Raw genomic sequence first — 17,639 nt, 5'->3', positions numbered from 1 at the left:
TCTAAACTCATAATTAATGTATGGATTAAGTATAGTTGCAGTAGGCACAACACGCGAAAGAGCCATATGACGGTTAAAACTAATTGATTGTTAGGGTTGAGGCTGCGCTTTTATACGAGTGAACAATACCAATACTCTTTTTAACCCAACCCTAAAACCTAACTTTAGTTAGGTCTCAACCCTACCTTCCTTTTGCCATACTGATCATCAGACCTATCTCTATTAATAACAAGCAAGGGAGTCACAAGATGAGCAGCGCAACGACGCCAAACCCGGCAGACTTGATCGGGGTCGATAATCAGGACCAAATATCTTCAGAAGACCGCAAGTGGGCCGCCGCTAAACGCTACTGGTATTTAATTACTTTGATAGTGCCAGCTATTTTGATTTTCTCTGGGGTAATGGCAATCGAAACTCAGTCAGGCCAGTGGTTGTGGTTATTGACGGTGGTCTTTTTTATTGTTATTCCCATTGTCGATTTTATCTATGGCTCAGACTCTTTTAACCCATCAGAAGAAGAGCAAGAGGCGTTAAAAGATGATCGTTACTATGTAAAGATACTCTATGCCGCAACCGCATTGCAGTGGGTTGGCCTGGCGTCCATGACCTGTGTGGTAACCCAGGGCGACTTTTCGTGGTTTAACATCCTGGGTGCTATTTTAAGTGTTGGGGCAATGCATGCGGTTGGTTTAACCATGAGCCATGAGCTTGGGCACAAGATGAATGACAAAGCTCAGGTGCTTGCTGCACAAATCTGCTCTGCTTGTAGCGGTTATGCACACTTTAATATTGAGCACAACAAAGGCCATCATAAGGATGTGGCGACGCCTGAAGACCCTGCCTCTTCTCGCATGGGGGAGTCGCTTTATAAATTTGCATTGAGAGAATTGCCTGGTGCAGCCCGCCGAGGCTGGGAGCTTGAGGCAAACCGTTTGAAGCGCCAAAAGAGACGCGTACTTTCAGTTCATAATGAATTGCTGCAAAGCCTGGCTATTACGGTGGTGGGTTATGGTGCAATGACCTATCTGTTTGGCTGGATGGCACTGCCATTTTTGTTGATCACTGCGGCTTATGGTTGGTTCCAGCTTACGATGGCCAACTATATTGAACACTATGGGCTATTGCGCCAGACATTGGAGAATGGCCGTTTTGAGCGATGCCAGCCTCACCACTCATGGAATAACAACTTTAAAGCATCGAACTTGCTAACTCTGCATTTGCAGCGCCACTCAGATCATCATGCCCACCCAACGCGTCCTTATCAGTTGTTGCGTGACTATCAGGATGCCCCTGAGCTACCCCATGGTTACCCGGCAATGATGGGGATGGCACTGATCCCCCCGGCATGGCGGTCAATTATGGATCACCGGGTGGTGGAATGGGCTGGTGGCGATATGGAGAAGGTTAATATTGACCCAGCCCAACGTGAAGAGATCTTTAACAAGTTCCACAACCCAACACCAGCGTCTGCATAAGGAGAGATAAACATGGCCACGTATCAGTGCCCCGACTGCGGTTACATTTATGACGAGAAGATTGGCTGTGAGCGGGAGGGTTACCCGGCAGGCACCCGGTGGGATGATATCCCTGAAGAGTTCCCCTGTCCTGACTGCTTCGTCCGGGAGAAACCCGATTTCGAAAAACTAGAGGGCGGACAATAACATGAGCTATAAAAAATATTGTTGCGTGACCTGTGACCTCGTATATGACGAAGAAGCGGGCTGGCCGGAAGAGGGCTTTGCCCCCGGCACTAAGTGGGAGGATATCCCGGACGACTGGACCTGCCCGGAGTGTTCGGCATCCAAGTCAGACTTTTATCTGGTTGCCTAGGTTGAATGATTCGGGTTGAGTCTATTGAGGTTCGAGTTCATCGAGAAGCATACGGATAGCTCTTTTTATTGTCATTCTCGTGAATGCGGGAATCCATTTATTTCAATTAGTTATGGATCTCCGCCTTCGCGAGGATGACAAAGGAATTATGTCCAGATGGAGCTTGGTAAATCGAGATTATGGAAGGTGAGGTGATTGTGAACGTTGTAAAAGAAAACGTGGTTATTATCGGGGCGGGTCATGCGGGTCTGACGTTAGCGAGGGAGGTTCGGGCGCACTGCCAGAGTACGCCCATAACCATTATCAGCCGTGAGCCTGTGCGAGGTTATTATAAGCCCAACTTGTCTAAAGCGCTGTCGATGGGGAAAACGCCAGACCAGCTAGTGATGAAAGAGGGCAGTACTATTGCCGCTGAGCTGAATGTCCAGTTGCTAGGAGACTGTACGGTCACACGTATTGATGCTGAAAACCGTGTTGTTTTTGCTGTGTGTGAGGGCTCTGATGAGGTTATCAGTGTGCCGTATGCATCTTTGGTGTTGGCTACCGGGGCAAACCCTATGAAGCTGCCCGTCGAGTGTTCCCCAGCGGTCGAACGATTGACCGTTAATACCCTGCAAGATTATGAGAATTTTAGAAACAAGCTTAAAGGGGCGAAGCGGGTATTAATTATCGGGGCCGGTTTTGTTGGCTGCGAGTTAGCCAGTGATCTGGTGACGAATGGTTATGCAGTGGATGTGGTTGATATGGCTGAGTGGCCACTTCAGCGCTCAATGCCCGAAGTCATGGGCACAGAGATAAAAAAGGCGATGGCTGAACAGGGCGTTAGATGGCACTTGGGCCTTACGCTGGAATCACTGACCTCTCAAGATGGGGTTGTGAAAACTGCGCGGCTATCGAATGATGAGGTGATTGAAACAGACCTGATAGTTTCAGCGGTTGGTTTGGCACCGAATATCAAGTTGGCCAGTGAAGCGGGCATTTCGGTGGGGCGAGGCATCGTGGTAGATGAGAGTTCTGAAACCAGTCAAAAAGGCATTTTCGCGCTGGGGGACTGTGTAGAGTACCTTGGAGTGACGATGCCATTTATTGCACCTGCCACCCATGCGGCTAAGGCACTAGCCAAAACCCTGACCGGCAAACGAACAGCACTTGAGCTTCCGGCTATGCCTGTGGCAGTTAAAATAAGTGCTTGTCCGACGGTTATTTGTCCTTCACTGGGTAAAAAAGGCATATGGCAAGTTAGGGGAGCAGGTAGGGATTTGGAGGCACACTTTATTAATGAAGATGGCAGGCTGTCAGGGTTTTCATTAACCGGCCAATGTATATCGAAGAAAGGTCAGCTGGCCTCAGAGTGTTTACCGACATTACCCCCAATAGCCAGCATTAGCGATACTCAGGAAGCGGTGGCTTGAGCCCCGCTGGTTTGCGCCTCACACAGCGCTACGTGATATTTTACTCCATTGGTTGGTTACGCTAGAGTGAACGGTATCAATTGGGTTTGTCGTCGAGTTCTGCGAGGGCAACAAAAAGGCTTGGCGAAAGCGCTTGGGCGAAGTACTAAATTACATAAATACGACGATATATGAGTCAGCTTGCGGTTAGTGAAACGGATATCTCCCCCCCGGAGTTTATTGGTCATCTGGTGAGAGAAGAGCTGGTTAACCAGCTCAAACGTTCACCCAAAAAGCTCACCTTGATACAGGCTCCGCCCGGCTATGGAAAAACAGGCTTGCTGTGCCAGATATATCGTCATATTCAGCAGCCCTCGCTCTGGCTCAATATCAGGCAGTCGGACAATGATCCGATTAACCTGATTCAGAAATTAGGTGCAGCTATTGCCACACACAAACCTGTGGGTCAGGGGCGAGCGGCGCAATACCAGTCTGATGGTTTTACTCCCCCTTCACTTAACCCCTGGATTCTCTCATTAATTGATGAGCTAAATGAATTTAACGGGGTGGATATTTATTTAAATGATGTAGATTTTCTGGTGGACTCACCGGTCATTGATATCTTAAACCGGCTGATTCGAAATACCTCTCCCAGTGTTCGTTTTTATATCACCACCGCTAAAGTGGCCACTTTTTCGTATTCGCACTTATTGATGGAAAACCAAGTGGCGAGCATTACTCAGGAAGCCCTGAGGTTCGGTAAACAAGAGATAGCGCAGGTTTTTAAACTGGCGGGCGCAGATATTCCCGATGTGGCGTTATTGCAAAAAATGGCTGATCTTACTGAAGGTTGGCCTGCCGCTATTTATTTTGCAGCGATCAACCTAGAGGCATCATCCCTTGAATCATTTATGGCAGAACTGAGTCACGGCCAGGTTGCGTTTGATCGTTACTTTATCGAGCGGGTGTTTGAACGTCAGGCGTTGGGTGTGCAGAAGCTGATGCTAAAACTAGCGATGCTTGATCGGTTTAATGTTGAAATATGCCAGTTACTCAGTGAAGGAGATGACGACGCACAGCAGCTTATCTCCTATGTTAAGAACAACACCTTTGTGTCGCCGATTGATGCATCGGGTTCATGGTTTAGATTTCATCAGCTGTTCAATATTTTCCTTCGCAAACGCAGCCAGTTTGACCTCACCCCCAATGAACAAAATCGTGCACGCCTCTCTGCCGCGCACTGGTTTCATGAGATTGGGAACGAAGAAGAGGCGATAGGCCTGGCGTTGCATGCTAAAGCCTATGATCAGGCCGCGCTATGGATGGAGGAGGCATTCCCCACGGTCGTGGTGAGATATGCCAAACACGTTACCTATCTGGATTGGTTCAAAAAACTACCGGAAGAGGTCGTGGAGCAACAGCCGAGAGTGCGAATTGGTTATATCTGGTCGCTCAGCGCAGGTCGCCAGTTCCTTGCTGCGGTAGAGCAGATGTCACTGCTGGGTCGAAACAAACATGCCTACTCTGCGAGTATCCAAAAAGAGATCACCAGAGTGATTGCGTTGGCCAATTGTGCAGCCAAGGCGTTAAAAGATGAGGTAAAAACAGCCGCACCCGAGGTGACACAGTGGCTGAGTGACTGGAATGATGACAGCCATTATAAAAATATCAATGACTACCATTATGAGTTAGGTATTGCCTTGTTGGTGAAGGGGTTTAGTGAAAAGTGTAACTCCGACTTTGTTCAGGCCAGGAGTGCTCTGAATCAAGCAATGGGGCACTTTGAAGCCTATGGTAGTTATTATGGACAGTGCTGGGCGCGCTCTTTGTCTGCCATCACCTATGCTAAACAGGGGTTCCATCATGAGGCGCTGAAAGAGGCCAAAGAAGGGTATGAGCTGGCCCAGCAAAAGCTGGGTGAAAAATCACACCCTGGTTATGGGCTTGCTGCGCTGATCTCGGCGATTAACTATGAATATGATGAGCTGGATGTGGCTGATAAATATCAACAGGGGGCGCTGGAATATCTAAAAGAACAAAGCTCGACTGATATGCTGATGGCGATTTACGAAACCAAGGCCCGGTTGTTTATGAATGACGGCGCGATAGAAGAGGGCATTGGGTTTCTGAAAGATGGTATTAAGTGGGCCGAAAGCCAGTCACTAAAACGGCTTTATCTTAAATTAGCTGATGAGCTGGTGGTTTGGTTATTGCGGCAACATCGAGTGGCTGAGGCAGAGCAGTATTCCAGTCAGTATGATCTGATTTTAGGTGGTGCTGATGGCTTTCAGCTAGACCGTCTGGAGCACAAAATAGCGGCTCGAAGCATCATCTATATGATGTTTGAAAAGCAGGATTATGCCGGTGCGTTGACGGTGTTGGGGGGGCTGGCCGAAAGGGCTGAACGGTTTGGGCATTTAAGACGCCTGGCTGAGTGGCTTAAACTGGAGGCCATTGCATATTGGCATGAGGGAGATAAGGCGCGGGCCTGCACAAGCTTGGCTAAGGCGCTGGAGATAGCCAGTACACAAAATTATTTCAGACTGTTTTTGGATGATATAAAACGCCTGTCGCCTATATTGGCAAGTATAGAAGCGAGTGCCAAGGGGGCGAGCTATCAGTCGTTTCTGCAAGTACTCTCCAGCAAGAGAGGCTCTGCTGACGCCAATGCTGTTGTGGCAGGCCTAACCGAGGGGCTTGATGCGCTGACGGCAAAAGAGAGCGCTATCATGAAAAAGGTAGAGCAGGGGCTGACGAACAAGGATATCGCGGCAGAACTCTATATTTCTGAAGGCACCCTGAAGTGGCACCTTCATAATATCTATTCAAAACTGCAGGTGAAAAACCGAAGCTCTGCTGTTGTGGTGGCGCGTGAGCAAGGGTATTTGTAGTCAACACTCCTATAAAATAAGTACTGGATACGTTAAATATCTTCCCAAAACTCTTTGAGTGCCGCCTCAAGCTGCTTTTTTTCGTAGTGCTGTTCAATACCCCGGCGAGCTGCGAGCTTTCGCTGTGCTTTATTCTTTTCTTTAATGTTTGATTCGTGTTTGTTTAAGTCCATAAAAATATCAATCAAATCGGCTTGAACCGGCGCAACGCTTGAATTGTTCTGGTTTTGCATGATTTGCTCCCCTTAAGAATCCGTTAAACATCAAAATGTCGTGTTTAAAGCTAATGGGGAAATATGAAACTTAGATGACAGCAACGTTACGTTGCTGTGAAGCTTATGGCGCTATGAGGCCGCAGAAATAAAGCCTTCCACGGCCTTTAATGTTTGAAGGTCTATTGGCGTACTATTCCTTAAATTTAGCTGAGGCTTCTTTAACGGAGGATTTTAAGGTGTCCCAAGCTGACTCTACACCATTTTTGATTGAGTCCCATGCATCTTCACTTTTCTCAGCAAGTTGAGATAATTTTGTTTTGCCTTCTTCTATTTTGCTTTCCAGTGCTCTGATATGTTTGTTTATTTTTAGTTGAGTGTCAGCGCTGGAGCCTGATGCTTTAGCTTTTAGCTTATCAAGCTCTGCTTTCCATTCATCCAACTGAGCCCGCATTTTCTGCTGATACAATTCTTTGTCATTCATGACGTTCTCCTTCCTGTCTAATGGGGGGATAGCTACACCATAGCTGAACCCCGTATCGAATTACAAGCGCGACTGGGGTACTACAGCCAAGTACACGGAGATATGTGCTCTAGCACCAAAGGTATTATTAGGTAATACCTTTGGTGCTATATTTTTATACATTTTTCGATATGGTTTCAATTAATGATTCTAAGCGGGAGGATGGCACCCAAAATGGCTTAACAATAAGGAGATGAAGTGGACGTATTACTCACTGTCGTGCTGGTTGGGGTGATGATGCTGCTGGTTGAGCGGTTGATGCCTGGCACCCGCTTGCCCAAGGTTAAAAATTGGTGGCCTCGTGTGGTTATTTTTAATGCGATACAGGCATCCAGCGTGTTTGTTGCGGCAGCGACATGGGATGCATGGCTACCGGAGTATCGCTTGTTTGATAACCAGACGTTGAACCCGTGGTTAGGGGCTTTATATGGTTATCTGACAATCACATTTGTTTACTACTGGTGGCACCGGGCAAGGCATGAGTTCCCGTTGTTATGGCGGTGGTTTCACCAGTTGCATCATAGCCCTCAGCGGTTGGAAGTTGTTACCAGTTTCTATAAACACCCCATCGAAATTTTCACCAATAGTCTGCTGTCATCAGTCGTACTCTATTTTATCTGTGGCCTATCGCCCGGGGCGGTTTCATTGGCGGTACTGTTTATGGGGGGCGCAGAATTTTTCTATCACTGGAATATACGAACCCCGCGCTGGGTTGGCTTTATTATTCAGCGGCCGGAGAGTCACCGGGCGCATCACGAATATGGCGCACATACAAGAAACTTTTCCGACTTACCACTATGGGATCTGTTGTTTGGCACGTTTTATAACCCTGAAGCAGTGCCAGAAAAATGCGGATTCAATGCCGAAAGTGAGCAGAGGGTTTGGTTGATGTTGGCAGGCAAGCAGGTTGCCCAAGTGCAGCAAAATAATCGGTATAAAGGAGAGACTCAATGAATCATAAGTCAGTCGGTGTCACTTTTTTTCTCGTGGCGGTAGGCTCATTACAGATGTTGGGGGACCTAACGGGCTGGACTGCACTAAAAGGAGTTGGGGCAGCTTCACATGCCTCCCCAGCGCCTAAAGTGTTTACTGCTCAAGAAGGGTTTGAAACGTTTTCATCATCGTTTTTTATTGACTGGGTTGATGGTAAAGGGGAGCTGCAAACACTGACTTTGTCGCCGGAAAACTACCGCTATATCCGTGGCCCATACAACCGTCGAAATGCCTATGGTGCCGCTATTTCTTATGGCCCGGTGTTAAGCCGCAGCGCAATCACAAAACCGATGTTCAAAAGCGCTGTCGATTTTGCTTTTTGCAGAGATCGCTCGTTGTTAAGAGAGCTGCCATTACCTACGCCGCTTCCCGAGCGCCTTGTTGTCAGAATTGAACCTCGCGATGCCGCATTGATTGACCCTTCGTGGCAGCTGGTTTACCCCATTAAATGTGATGCAGAAGGAGTATGAAAATGAATGGATCAATGTGGACTGGCGGACAATACAGCGTATACCGAGTGTTATTGGGTGGTTACTTAATCGTTCATTTTTTACAACTGCTGCCATGGGCTACCGAGTTGTTTTCGGCGCAGGGAATGGTGGCTGATGCGGCTTATAGCCCGTTAATTAATGCATTTCCAAATGTACTTGGTTTTTATGATCAGCCGTGGTTTGTCATGCTGTTGGTTGTTAGCGCAGCAATGGCTTCATTTATGTTTTTGTTAGGCTACAAAGACAAGTGGGCTGCTGTTTGGGTCTGGTTTGTATTGGCTTGTCTGTTTGGTCGGAACCCGCTGATAGCTAATCCGGCATTGCCTTATTTAGGCTGGATGCTGCTGGCCCATTTGTTTATACCGTCTGCCCCCTACGGGTCAGTTGCAGCATTAGGCCGAACCAACCCTGCCGGGTCATGGCGTATGCCTCGCAGTGTTTTTGTTGCTGCATGGGGCATCATGGCGTTAACGTACACCTATAGTGGATATACCAAGCTGTTAAGCCCCTCCTGGTTGGCGGGTGATACCGTTAGTCTGGTGTTGCAAAACCCCTTGGCTAGAGACTATTTTTTGCGTGATATCTTCCTGTTATTACCCGATGGCGTATTAGGGTTTGTCACCCATAGCATTCTGTGGGTTGAGTACTTGTTTCTGCCGTTGGTATTTGTCCCGTTTTTAAGACGGTTTATGTGGGAAGCGATGTTCATCGTGCAGCTAGGTTTTCTATTTTTATTGAACTTTCCGGACTTAACCGTGGTCATGCTGCTGTTCCACCTGTTGACCTTTGACCCTGCATGGCTAAGTAGCGATAAACCGAACAAAACCGAGACTATTTTTTATGATGGCGATTGTGGTTTGTGCCACCGCGTAGTGCGCTTTGTATTGTCAGAAGATAAGGCCCAGCGATTTAACTTCTCACCGATTGGCAGCCCATACTTTGATCAAGTATTTGCCCCATCCGAGCAACAGACATTACCCGATAGCTTTATATTGGTAAATGATAAAGGCGAGCACAGCCTAGAGGGCGCAGCTGTTATTGAGCTGTTGGTTAAATTGGGAGGCCTGTGGGCTATTTTCGGAAAGGTGCTCAAGTGCCTGCCTCTTTCCTTAACAAATAAGCTCTACCGTTTTGTGGGTGCACGGCGCTATCGCTTATTTGCGGTGCCAAATACCAGCTGCCCGGTTGTTTGGGATAAATCGGACAGCGCGGCTTTAATGTCCAGATTTTGTTAGCCTCAACCTCAAACCCTTAAGCGGTTTTCACCTGTTGCGCTACTCAAGCTCTCGGTTAGTGGCGCAGCTGGGCATTTAACTGGTCGACCGTTTCAGCCCAGTCTGAGTCTTCCTGTATGGCTTCGCACAGGAATCTGGCCTGGGCTTCATTCCAGAAAGACGCCTCATTGAGACGAATACTGTTATCCGAAAAACGGTGTTGGCGAATAAATGATTCAATAGACGCGTCATCGTCAGGCAAGCCCAGCTGGGCAAACAGGTTGTTCATGCTATGAAATGAAGTATCCATATAGACCTCGATCGGGGTTAAATGTACGTCTTAAAAACAGTTTTTGAAGAAAGAAGCAGAATGGCCTATCTATTACGCTTGCGTATCGCCCATCAGCTACCATACTCCTTTGTATCAGCAATGAGGGATGTGAACGCCGATAGTCGGTACGAAATTTACTTCCTTCCTGTAGTCTTATAGAACAATTTTAGAAAAAGGAGAACTGTGATGATTCAGAATGGAGAGAAACTCCCAGATATTAGCTTCCAGCTGTTAGCGAAAGGGGGCATGCAAAACCCCACCACCTCTGATCTGTTTGCAGGAAAAAGAGTTGTTCTATTTGCAGTGCCGGGTGCATTTACGCCTACTTGCTCAGAGGCCCATCTACCAGGCTATGTTGTGAATGCCGATAAGCTTAAAGCAAAAGGGGTCGACAGCATTATCTGCCTGGCGGTTAATGATGCCTTTGTAATGAATGCTTGGGGAAAGGCTCAAAATGCTGACGAAATTATCATGCTAGCTGATGGAAATGGCGCTTTTACCAAAGCAATTGGCCTGGATATGGATACCGGAACATTTGGTGGTATTCGATCTCAGCGTTATTCAATGTTGGTGGATGACGGTGTAGTAAAACAGCTCAATGTAGAGCAGCCCAAACAGTTTGAAGTGAGCAAAGCGGAAGTGATGTTGGGGTGGTTGTAATACCCTACCATGTTTGCGGAGGTATCTTAAATGGCGGATTTCAGAACCGAAACCGACAGCATGGGGTCGATTAAAGTGCCTAAGCAGGCACTTTATGGCGCGCAAACGCAGCGAGCGGTGAATAACTTTCCGATTAGTGCTGAGACAATGCCGGTTCGTTTTATCGTCGCACTGGCTCAGATTAAGCGGGCGGCGGCTATCAGCAATGGCCAGCTGGGCCTATTAGACCGTGAACGGGTAAAGGCGATTGCCGAAGCTTGTGAAGCCATAACGGATGGGCAGCATATCGAGCAGTTTCCTGTTGATGTGTTTCAAACAGGCTCCGGCACTAGTTCAAATATGAATATGAATGAAGTCATTGCCACCTTGGCTAGTGACCGCTCCGGGCTGGCAATAAGCCCTAATGATCACGTCAACATGGGGCAGAGTAGCAATGATGTCATTCCAACCGCTATCCATGTCAGTTCGGCAGTCGCGATACATCAGCATTTAGTCCCCGCGCTCAAGCATCTACATAGTTGTCTGGTAGAAAAAGCCCAATCGGTAGATAAGTGTGTAAAAACAGGCCGTACTCACCTGATGGACGCGATGCCCGTTCGTCTTAGCCAGGAGTTAGGTGCCTGGGCCGGGCAAATATTGAATGTTATCAAGGGAATTGAACGGCTTACCCCTGAGCTTCATGCGCTTGCGCAGGGAGGTACCGCCGTTGGCTCCGGAGTCAATGCTCACCCTGACTTCCCTGCATTATTTGTGAAGCTGCTAAGTACTCATTGTGGTTTGGATTTTACCGTTAGCTCAAACTTTTTTGTCAGCATCAGTAGTCAGGATACGGCCGTCGCTTTATCGGGCCAACTTAAGGTTTTGGCAGTGTGTTTGATGAAAATAGCGAATGATTTACGCTGGATGAACTCAGGCCCGTTAGCCGGTTTAGGGGAGATTGAGCTGGAAGCGCTACAGCCTGGTTCATCTATAATGCCTGGCAAGGTTAACCCGGTGATCCCAGAGGCGGTGGCGATGGTTTCTGCTCAAGTGATGGGCAATGACACAACGGTGACCATTGCGGCCCAATCCGGTAATTTTGAACTCAATGTGATGCTTCCATTGATCGCTTACAATTTACTGCAAAGTATTGAACTATTGGGAAATGGAGCCAAATTGTTGGCTGATAAGGCGGTTCGTACGTTCAAGGTCAGGGACAAAAATATCAAAAAAAGCTTGTCGCTTAATCCTATTCTGGTCACCGCTCTCAACCAGGTTATTGGCTATCGGAAGGCCGCAGACATTGCCAAAAAAGCGTACGCGTCGGGGCAAGCGATTATCGATGTGGCAGAACAAGAAACGGATTTGAGCCGACAAGAATTAGAACGCTTATTGGAACCGGCCAAACTGACGAAGGGCGGCATGCCGTCTTGACCCCACAGAAGTATAATCGTTAATTTTCATTCTGAAACACTGTGTTTTACCACTGTTGTCATTCCCGCGAAGGCGACTACGAGATGGAGTTTCAGGATGCGAATTAATTAGTGAAAAAGATCGACTCGAAGTGAGTCGACCCTTATCTAACAGTGGTTACTGATTGGTATCAATCGCAAACCAAAGCAATAGTGTTGCGCTCTCTTTGCCATCTTTCCACATCGCCGGGCCTAAGAACAGACCCGGAGAAACTTCTCTGAGTTCGTCACGTATTTTGCGAATAAACCAAGGGTTGCCAGGTAGATCGTAATCGAGATAAATGCACTCTTTTCCATCGATAACAGAGGGCACAATGACGGTATTGAAGGGGAACCACTGCTTTTGAGCCAATGTTAAGTTGATGCGATTGATACCGGTGCCTTGTTTGTTGTTTTTCGCCTGAAAGCTTTTTCCATTCCAGGGAAATACGCTTACCTTGGAGAGTGCTTGCGTAGCGCCAAACAGAGGCGTTTTGTCGATACCGCGTATCGCTAGCATACGTCCTTTGGGTGAGCCGTCTAATGCCTTCATACTTTTTGGCAGGCTCGCGTTCTGGTATAGCTTACTGAGCTCTTCGACGGACTTTTCTGACAGTGTATCGAGGGTTAATTCCAGTTCTGTAAACTGAGTTGCGGTTGCTGTGGTCATAGTATGTTCCTTTGATTATTATTTGATCAAACATCATCAGGTCGCAGTGAGCATGTTCCAACATGTATCTTCAGCCTGTTTTAATGTCTCTTCGCTGATACTGAAGTAGCCCAATGTTTGCGCCTTCATCAGTCCCACAAAAGCGCCCCATATCATTGCGATGAGGGCTTCTTCGGGCATATCTCTGACCACTCCTTGTTTGCGACCTTGCACGCAAAACATCCATATGGGAGCCAATACTTCCAGCTCCAACTGCTTGCTCTCTTCATCCAGGTAAGGTGCATGATCCTGCAGCTCCAGAAAATGGAAATCGGTTGGATTGTCCCACGCGAAACTGACCAACTGTTGCCAAAATTGGTGGAACACGTCTCTTAACTCTGCGTTTACCTGTATGTCTTTTAGTAAATACTGCTTCAGCTTATTTTTGGAGTTTCTGAAAACGGCATTTACCAAATCTTCTTTGTTCTTGAAATAACGATAGATAGTGCCCGCCCCGACCTCTGCGTGTTTGGCTACTTCAGGAACGGCGGTGCCATGAAAGCCTCGTTGAGCAAAGAGAAACAGGGCAGACTCTAGAATCCGTTTTTCTTTATCAATCGCTGTAGCGGTTTTTAAGGTTGAAGATGGGGCACTTTGTTCCATTTATGTATTAGCCTACTATTACGGAATGAACGTTCATTCCGTAATAGTAGGCTTGTTTGATGAAATGTCAAATGGGTGAGGCGTGGTTATTGCCAGACTTTGAGATATGCTTTGTTAATTAAGAGAGTTAGCGCTTTTTAAAGCAATATTTAGTTTAATACGCCTGCACCCATGCCTCTCTAGTTTATAAAGGGTTTTTACCTTGCAATCGCAAACCAAAGGATTTCTTTTTGCCACGCTTGGCTCACTTTCGGCCGCACTGTTTTTTGTGCCCTATAAGAAAGCGCTGGAAACCACTGATCCACAAACCTACCTGTTGGCAGTGTATATCTTTGGTTTTCTGTTTAGCCTGGTTGGTAGTGTGGCTAAGAAGAACACCATTAGAATCAACAAAACCACGCTCTGGGGGGCATTACTTTTTGCCACGCTTTCCGTGGTAGGCAACTATGCGATTGGTCGATCAATGGAGGGGATCGACCCTTCTGTTACCGTTTTGATAACCCGCACCCAAGTGATGATGGTGCTGTTTATGGGGTGGCTATTTTTGCGTGAAGAAATGGTTAAGTTTCTTATCCCTGGCGCATTAACCGCATTTTTGGGTTTCTTTTTAATGAGCTATAACGACAGTGTTCAGCTTGGCGGGGAACTGGTTTTTTATATGTGGGCATTGGCTGCAGCGTTCTGCTTTGGAATCAGCCAAGTGATTCTGAAGTCGATTATTCACCAAATAGAACCCGTTACACTTAATTTTTTGAGGCTATTAATGGGCTGCGTGTTTATCGCGTTGATTCCGGGTGTGATGACAGAAATTCAGAGTATCGGCGCTGATATCTGGTGTTATGCCGCCGCCTCGGCATTTTTTGGCCCGCTAATTTCGCGACTCGCTTATATGTATTCAGTTCGCTATATACCGGTGAGCCAGTCAACCCTGTTTATTATGTTAAGCCCTGTTTTTACCGCAATGCTATCATGGGGGTTGTTGGGGCTATTTCCGACTGTACAACAGATGGTTGGCGGGGCGATTGTGATGCTGGGGATACTAATGCCGGTGCTGTATTTGCTGAGAGGGAAAGAGAAGAAAACTGAGGCGAGTTAATCTGCCTCGATGTTTATCGTGACCTTACATGAGGCACAATTTAAACCAAAGGCTGGTCAATGGCAAAGATTGCCATTAATGATTAGAGACCTTTGCACGACTACTGCGCTTACAAATACAGCGTTAAAAAATGGCTCAAAATGCTCATATATTACATATATACTGCGCTTTTTCGTCATTTTTTGCCTTGCCTTTGCTTCGCTCAAAACGTCGTGCAAAGGTCTCGATTATAATTCTTTCGTACGAGAATCTTTTGGAGTCAGTGTTATGGCAACTATGAATATTTCGCTTCCCGACCCTATGCGCGAGTGGGTTGAGTCACAATCAGAAAGTGGTGTTTATGCGAATAATAGTGATTACGTACGTGACTTAATTCGTAAGGATCAGCTTCGGGCAAAAAAGTTGAATGCTATGCAAGAAGCCATCACCCAAGGCCTTGAAAGCGGTGAGGCTAAAGCCTTTGATAAAGCGTCCTTCAAGAAGTGCATGCAGGACAGGTTATAGGTGGCAAGCTTTAGGCTACTGCCCCTAGCTGAAAACGATTTATACCCCACCATTTGAGTATCAGGCCTCAATCAAATTCAAAATCTGCTGCCGTACATCGCGACCTTCCGAGTCTTGTAATACAGTCATTATAAACAAATAATCTTCGCCACCAAGCTCTGCCCACTTTTCTCCAATCGCTCGTTTTTCAGCCGAATCATCATTTGAGACATAAGCCTCCCCTTTATATTCAACAACAAGCATGCGACCATCCTTAAGCTGGCATATAAAATCCGGGTAAAACTTACCGTGCGCCAGTGGAAGCCAGAAAGATGCCTGATCACGTTTAACAAGGTTGCGAATCCAATACTTAACCTGCTCCATACCATCAAGAGCCTGGGCGCACGCGAATTCTTCACCCGTCGCTTTCAAATCTTCTATTAGATTCTGAGGGAAGAAGTGCTTCTGAAATTTATAACGTCCACTGTAATACGGACTTCTAGACGGGTATTGCTCTGGCTTAAATTCGTAAACAAACTTATCAGATAGGCATGCGTTAGATTCATTGCCAAACAGGGACTCCTGATAACCTTCCTTTTGAGCTTTTTTACGATGCAGTTTGATTTGCTCTGCAATAGCCCGTGACAAAGGAAATTTATTTCTCACTAAGGCTGTCAAACTGATACTAGGCTGCTGCAAAAGCTTATTAATTAATATGGAAATGAATTTGATAAGTTGAGATTGCAATATATCCGGTTGACGCAGCTCTCTATCTAACCAGCGAACCAAGTCATTTTCCGTAACATCCATAAAACCTTGGTTAAAAGCAACAACTTCCTTTTCATTAGCTACTTTGTATGAGAGGGAGTTACCGTCTATATCGATGCTGAAGCTATTCGTTGTTTCGTTTAGCCTAAAATTCTTCAACTCAGCAGGATAATCCAATAGATTCCAGTTATGGGCATGTAAGAAGACCTCGGGCTCTACTAGCTCTAACTCCCCTTGCAGATCAGCGCACACTAGCGGAAGTGAACCAAATGTTTCACCCGCTTCTGAAGGCGCTTTTGCCGCCTCAATGGCTTGGTTGTGTACTCTTACATCACGATCGAGCTTATCTTTGTCTGCTTTTTTACTTACATGCTTTTTGAGCGCCTTATGTATAGTTTCGGATACTTCCCCTGTCACCCTCACGACGGCATTTCCATCATCGGTCTCTGTCATTGCAAACTGTGACTTTTCATCCTCAGAGAGTTCCGACAAGTCAGGCATTTCTGGCAATTCAACAACAATTGACTGAGGAGGGACAACAGGTCTGCGAGGCTCTTCATATGCCGAACTACCAAACATATCACCTTGACCTACCGTAGGAGCTTGCTCCTTAAGGAATGCCGCAACTTCCATTTCCTCAAAGCCCATCGCAATTAGTTTGTCAGTCAATTCTTGCGCTGCTCTACTAAATTTACTTGTTGCTAGATGAGCATATGCTCTGTTCAGATCCTCTATGACCCTTCGCTTCGCAAAGGGCATTCTCAAAACACGACCGAGTAGCTGTTCAGCATCTTTGCTACTCGAAACCTGTTTCACAGAGCAAAAGACATACGCAAAAGAGCAATCCCAACCTTCCTTCAACGCTTCAATGGTAATGATGTATTCGATAGGACAACTTGAATCAAAAAGATTAACACCATCCAATTCACGCTGGTTTCCCGTAGCAATGGCTATTTTACTTTCGTCGATGTTTAACTCATTGATTAGATGAGACTTAAGTACCTCTACTGTCACTTCACCATTCTTTGGCTCAGCCTGAAACAACGCTATGGGGCGTATATATTCTTCGTCTTTCTGGGCATCCACTTCCAACTTATTGCGATTGATGACCGCATCTTGAATAGCGTCTTGCCAATTCTGGTGCTCTGTAAGCACTATTGGCAGCTTAATCATCTCTTCAGCTTTAAGTTCAGCTGCTGAAACGTGAAACAATACATTGCTACCATTCGAATTCGTTGTATTAGGCGTAGCAGTTAGCTCAATTACAACCGCAGGATGAACTCGGCGTAGCGTCTCAAATGTGAGCGAGGTTCGAGCATTATGAGCCTCATCCACAATTACCAAAGGCCTATATAGCGCTAGTAAATTAGCAAACGAATATTTGATCTTCCCTATTTCTCTCTCACTGAGGCCATTTTCCTTAATATCTTCTTCAGACACCCTATCAAGAATATTCATTGAAGGATGATTGGCTGGCACCTTAGAAAAGTGTGGCTCAAAGTTCTCGTGGTAAGCGTATACCTTGCGACCAGATGTATCGGTGACACGTAAATTAGCAAGAGTTGATACAACAACAATTGCTTTGTTGCCGATATCTTGGGGCCGAACCTGGGTAACCTCGTCAATATCAAGCACCAATACTTGATGATTAAATGCGGCATCAAGCTTTGCTCGATAAGGGTGCCCCGGGGTTTTTAGGGCTTCTACCGTTTGCAAGCGAATAGTATTGGTAGGAACCAACCACAAAGTAATCGGAGCGTCAGTATTTAGATATTTTCGTGCAGCAACCTCAACAGCATGAGACCCTAAAACCGTTTTACCACCTCCGGTTGGAATCCGAAAACAAACATAGGGTACCTCTTCAAACCCATACTCTTTATAGGCCAAAGCTGGCATACCTTGCTCTTCTAAAGTCTCTCGATAGGCGTCCTCAACATTCGATTGCTGGCAGCGAAGCAAAAAGCTCTCTAGACTTTCGACAGCACGCTTTTGATATGATTTTAGTGCAAACATT

Annotated in this window: 18 protein-coding genes; 12 read left to right on the top strand and 6 right to left on the bottom strand. The window is 46.5% G+C overall.

Annotation, left to right across the window (positions count from 1 at the left end; translation table 11 throughout):
- Positions 1-248 precede the first annotated feature (248 nt).
- The 5 genes from MY523_RS17565 to MY523_RS17545 all read left to right on the top strand — a co-directional run bounded on the left by MY523_RS17565 (position 249) and on the right by MY523_RS17545 (position 6,112).
- On the top strand, positions 249-1,475 hold the full coding sequence (locus MY523_RS17565; RefSeq protein ID WP_250655979.1) for an alkane 1-monooxygenase: 1,227 nt from the start codon (positions 249-251) through the stop codon (positions 1,473-1,475).
- 12 nt (positions 1,476-1,487) lie between these two features.
- Complete coding sequence (locus tag MY523_RS17560) at positions 1,488-1,661, top strand: rubredoxin (protein ID WP_250655978.1); 174 nt, start codon at positions 1,488-1,490, stop codon at positions 1,659-1,661.
- 1 nt (position 1,662) lies between these two features.
- Positions 1,663-1,830, top strand: coding sequence for a rubredoxin (locus MY523_RS17555; RefSeq protein ID WP_250655977.1), 168 nt, complete (start codon positions 1,663-1,665; stop codon positions 1,828-1,830).
- Between the two features lie 197 nt (positions 1,831-2,027).
- Positions 2,028-3,242 (top strand): NAD(P)/FAD-dependent oxidoreductase, encoded by a 1,215-nt coding sequence (locus tag MY523_RS17550; RefSeq protein ID WP_250655976.1) that lies wholly within the window; start codon positions 2,028-2,030, stop codon positions 3,240-3,242.
- 170 nt (positions 3,243-3,412) lie between these two features.
- Complete coding sequence (locus tag MY523_RS17545) at positions 3,413-6,112, top strand: winged helix-turn-helix domain-containing protein (protein ID WP_250655975.1); 2,700 nt, start codon at positions 3,413-3,415, stop codon at positions 6,110-6,112.
- Between the two features lie 32 nt (positions 6,113-6,144).
- Here the strand turns inward: MY523_RS17545 and MY523_RS17540 are convergent, their stop codons facing one another.
- Together MY523_RS17540 and MY523_RS17535 are read right to left on the bottom strand one after the other, a co-directional pair.
- Positions 6,145-6,345: a PA3496 family putative envelope integrity protein gene (locus tag MY523_RS17540; protein WP_250655974.1), complete on the bottom strand. Its 201-nt coding sequence runs from the start codon at positions 6,343-6,345 to the stop codon at positions 6,145-6,147.
- A 172-nt stretch (positions 6,346-6,517) separates the two neighbouring features.
- Complete coding sequence (locus tag MY523_RS17535; RefSeq protein WP_250655973.1) at positions 6,518-6,808, bottom strand: sll1863 family stress response protein; 291 nt, start codon at positions 6,806-6,808, stop codon at positions 6,518-6,520.
- A 237-nt stretch (positions 6,809-7,045) separates the two neighbouring features.
- On the opposite strand from MY523_RS17535, the gene MY523_RS17530 reads away from it, so the two are divergent.
- Genes MY523_RS17530 through MY523_RS17520 form a run of 3 tightly spaced genes read left to right on the top strand, consistent with a single transcriptional unit; the run spans position 7,046 to position 9,566 of the window.
- Positions 7,046-7,801 (top strand): sterol desaturase family protein, encoded by a 756-nt coding sequence (locus MY523_RS17530; protein WP_250655972.1) that lies wholly within the window; start codon positions 7,046-7,048, stop codon positions 7,799-7,801.
- Complete coding sequence (locus tag MY523_RS17525) at positions 7,798-8,310, top strand: hypothetical protein (protein ID WP_250655971.1); 513 nt, start codon at positions 7,798-7,800, stop codon at positions 8,308-8,310. The genes MY523_RS17530 and MY523_RS17525 overlap by 4 nt, the downstream gene beginning before the upstream one ends.
- Before the next feature lie 2 nt (positions 8,311-8,312).
- On the top strand, positions 8,313-9,566 hold the full coding sequence (locus tag MY523_RS17520) for a DCC1-like thiol-disulfide oxidoreductase family protein (protein ID WP_250655970.1): 1,254 nt from the start codon (positions 8,313-8,315) through the stop codon (positions 9,564-9,566).
- A gap of 55 nt (positions 9,567-9,621) precedes the next feature.
- Here the strand turns inward: MY523_RS17520 and MY523_RS17515 are convergent, their stop codons facing one another.
- Complete coding sequence (locus tag MY523_RS17515; protein ID WP_250655969.1) at positions 9,622-9,855, bottom strand: DUF2789 domain-containing protein; 234 nt, start codon at positions 9,853-9,855, stop codon at positions 9,622-9,624.
- Positions 9,856-10,062: 207 nt separating this feature from the next.
- Here MY523_RS17515 and MY523_RS17510 point away from each other — a divergent pair, with 207 nt between their 5' ends.
- Both MY523_RS17510 and MY523_RS17505 read left to right on the top strand, forming a co-directional pair.
- A complete protein-coding gene (locus MY523_RS17510; RefSeq protein WP_250655968.1) occupies positions 10,063-10,536 on the top strand; it encodes a peroxiredoxin in 474 nt (157 codons plus the stop codon).
- A 30-nt stretch (positions 10,537-10,566) separates the two neighbouring features.
- Positions 10,567-11,949 (top strand): class II fumarate hydratase, encoded by a 1,383-nt coding sequence (locus tag MY523_RS17505; RefSeq protein WP_250655967.1) that lies wholly within the window; start codon positions 10,567-10,569, stop codon positions 11,947-11,949.
- Between the two features lie 156 nt (positions 11,950-12,105).
- Here the strand turns inward: MY523_RS17505 and MY523_RS17500 are convergent, their stop codons facing one another.
- Both MY523_RS17500 and MY523_RS17495 read right to left on the bottom strand, forming a co-directional pair.
- Positions 12,106-12,636 carry a hypothetical protein gene (locus MY523_RS17500; RefSeq protein WP_250655966.1) on the bottom strand — a complete coding sequence of 177 codons (531 nt, stop codon included), beginning with the start codon at positions 12,634-12,636 and terminating at the stop codon, positions 12,106-12,108.
- Positions 12,637-12,672: 36 nt separating this feature from the next.
- Positions 12,673-13,278: a TetR/AcrR family transcriptional regulator gene (locus MY523_RS17495; RefSeq protein WP_250655965.1), complete on the bottom strand. Its 606-nt coding sequence runs from the start codon at positions 13,276-13,278 to the stop codon at positions 12,673-12,675.
- Between the two features lie 202 nt (positions 13,279-13,480).
- On the opposite strand from MY523_RS17495, the gene MY523_RS17490 reads away from it, so the two are divergent.
- Together MY523_RS17490 and MY523_RS17485 are read left to right on the top strand one after the other, a co-directional pair.
- Positions 13,481-14,374: a DMT family transporter gene (locus MY523_RS17490; RefSeq protein WP_250655964.1), complete on the top strand. Its 894-nt coding sequence runs from the start codon at positions 13,481-13,483 to the stop codon at positions 14,372-14,374.
- A gap of 267 nt (positions 14,375-14,641) precedes the next feature.
- The gene (locus tag MY523_RS17485; protein ID WP_250655963.1) at positions 14,642-14,878 is read left to right on the top strand and encodes a type II toxin-antitoxin system ParD family antitoxin; all 237 of its coding nucleotides are present in this window, start codon (positions 14,642-14,644) and stop codon (positions 14,876-14,878) included.
- Positions 14,879-14,938: 60 nt separating this feature from the next.
- Here the strand turns inward: MY523_RS17485 and MY523_RS17480 are convergent, their stop codons facing one another.
- Positions 14,939-17,638, bottom strand: coding sequence for a DEAD/DEAH box helicase (locus MY523_RS17480; RefSeq protein WP_250655962.1), 2,700 nt, complete (start codon positions 17,636-17,638; stop codon positions 14,939-14,941).
- Position 17,639: the final 1 nt, after the last annotated feature.

The organism is Alkalimarinus coralli, from assembly GCF_023650515.1.
Lineage (GTDB): Bacteria > Pseudomonadota > Gammaproteobacteria > Pseudomonadales > Oleiphilaceae > Alkalimarinus > Alkalimarinus coralli.
The sequence above is the reverse complement of the archived record's forward strand: the minus strand, read 5'-3'. Positions and strand labels throughout refer to the sequence as shown.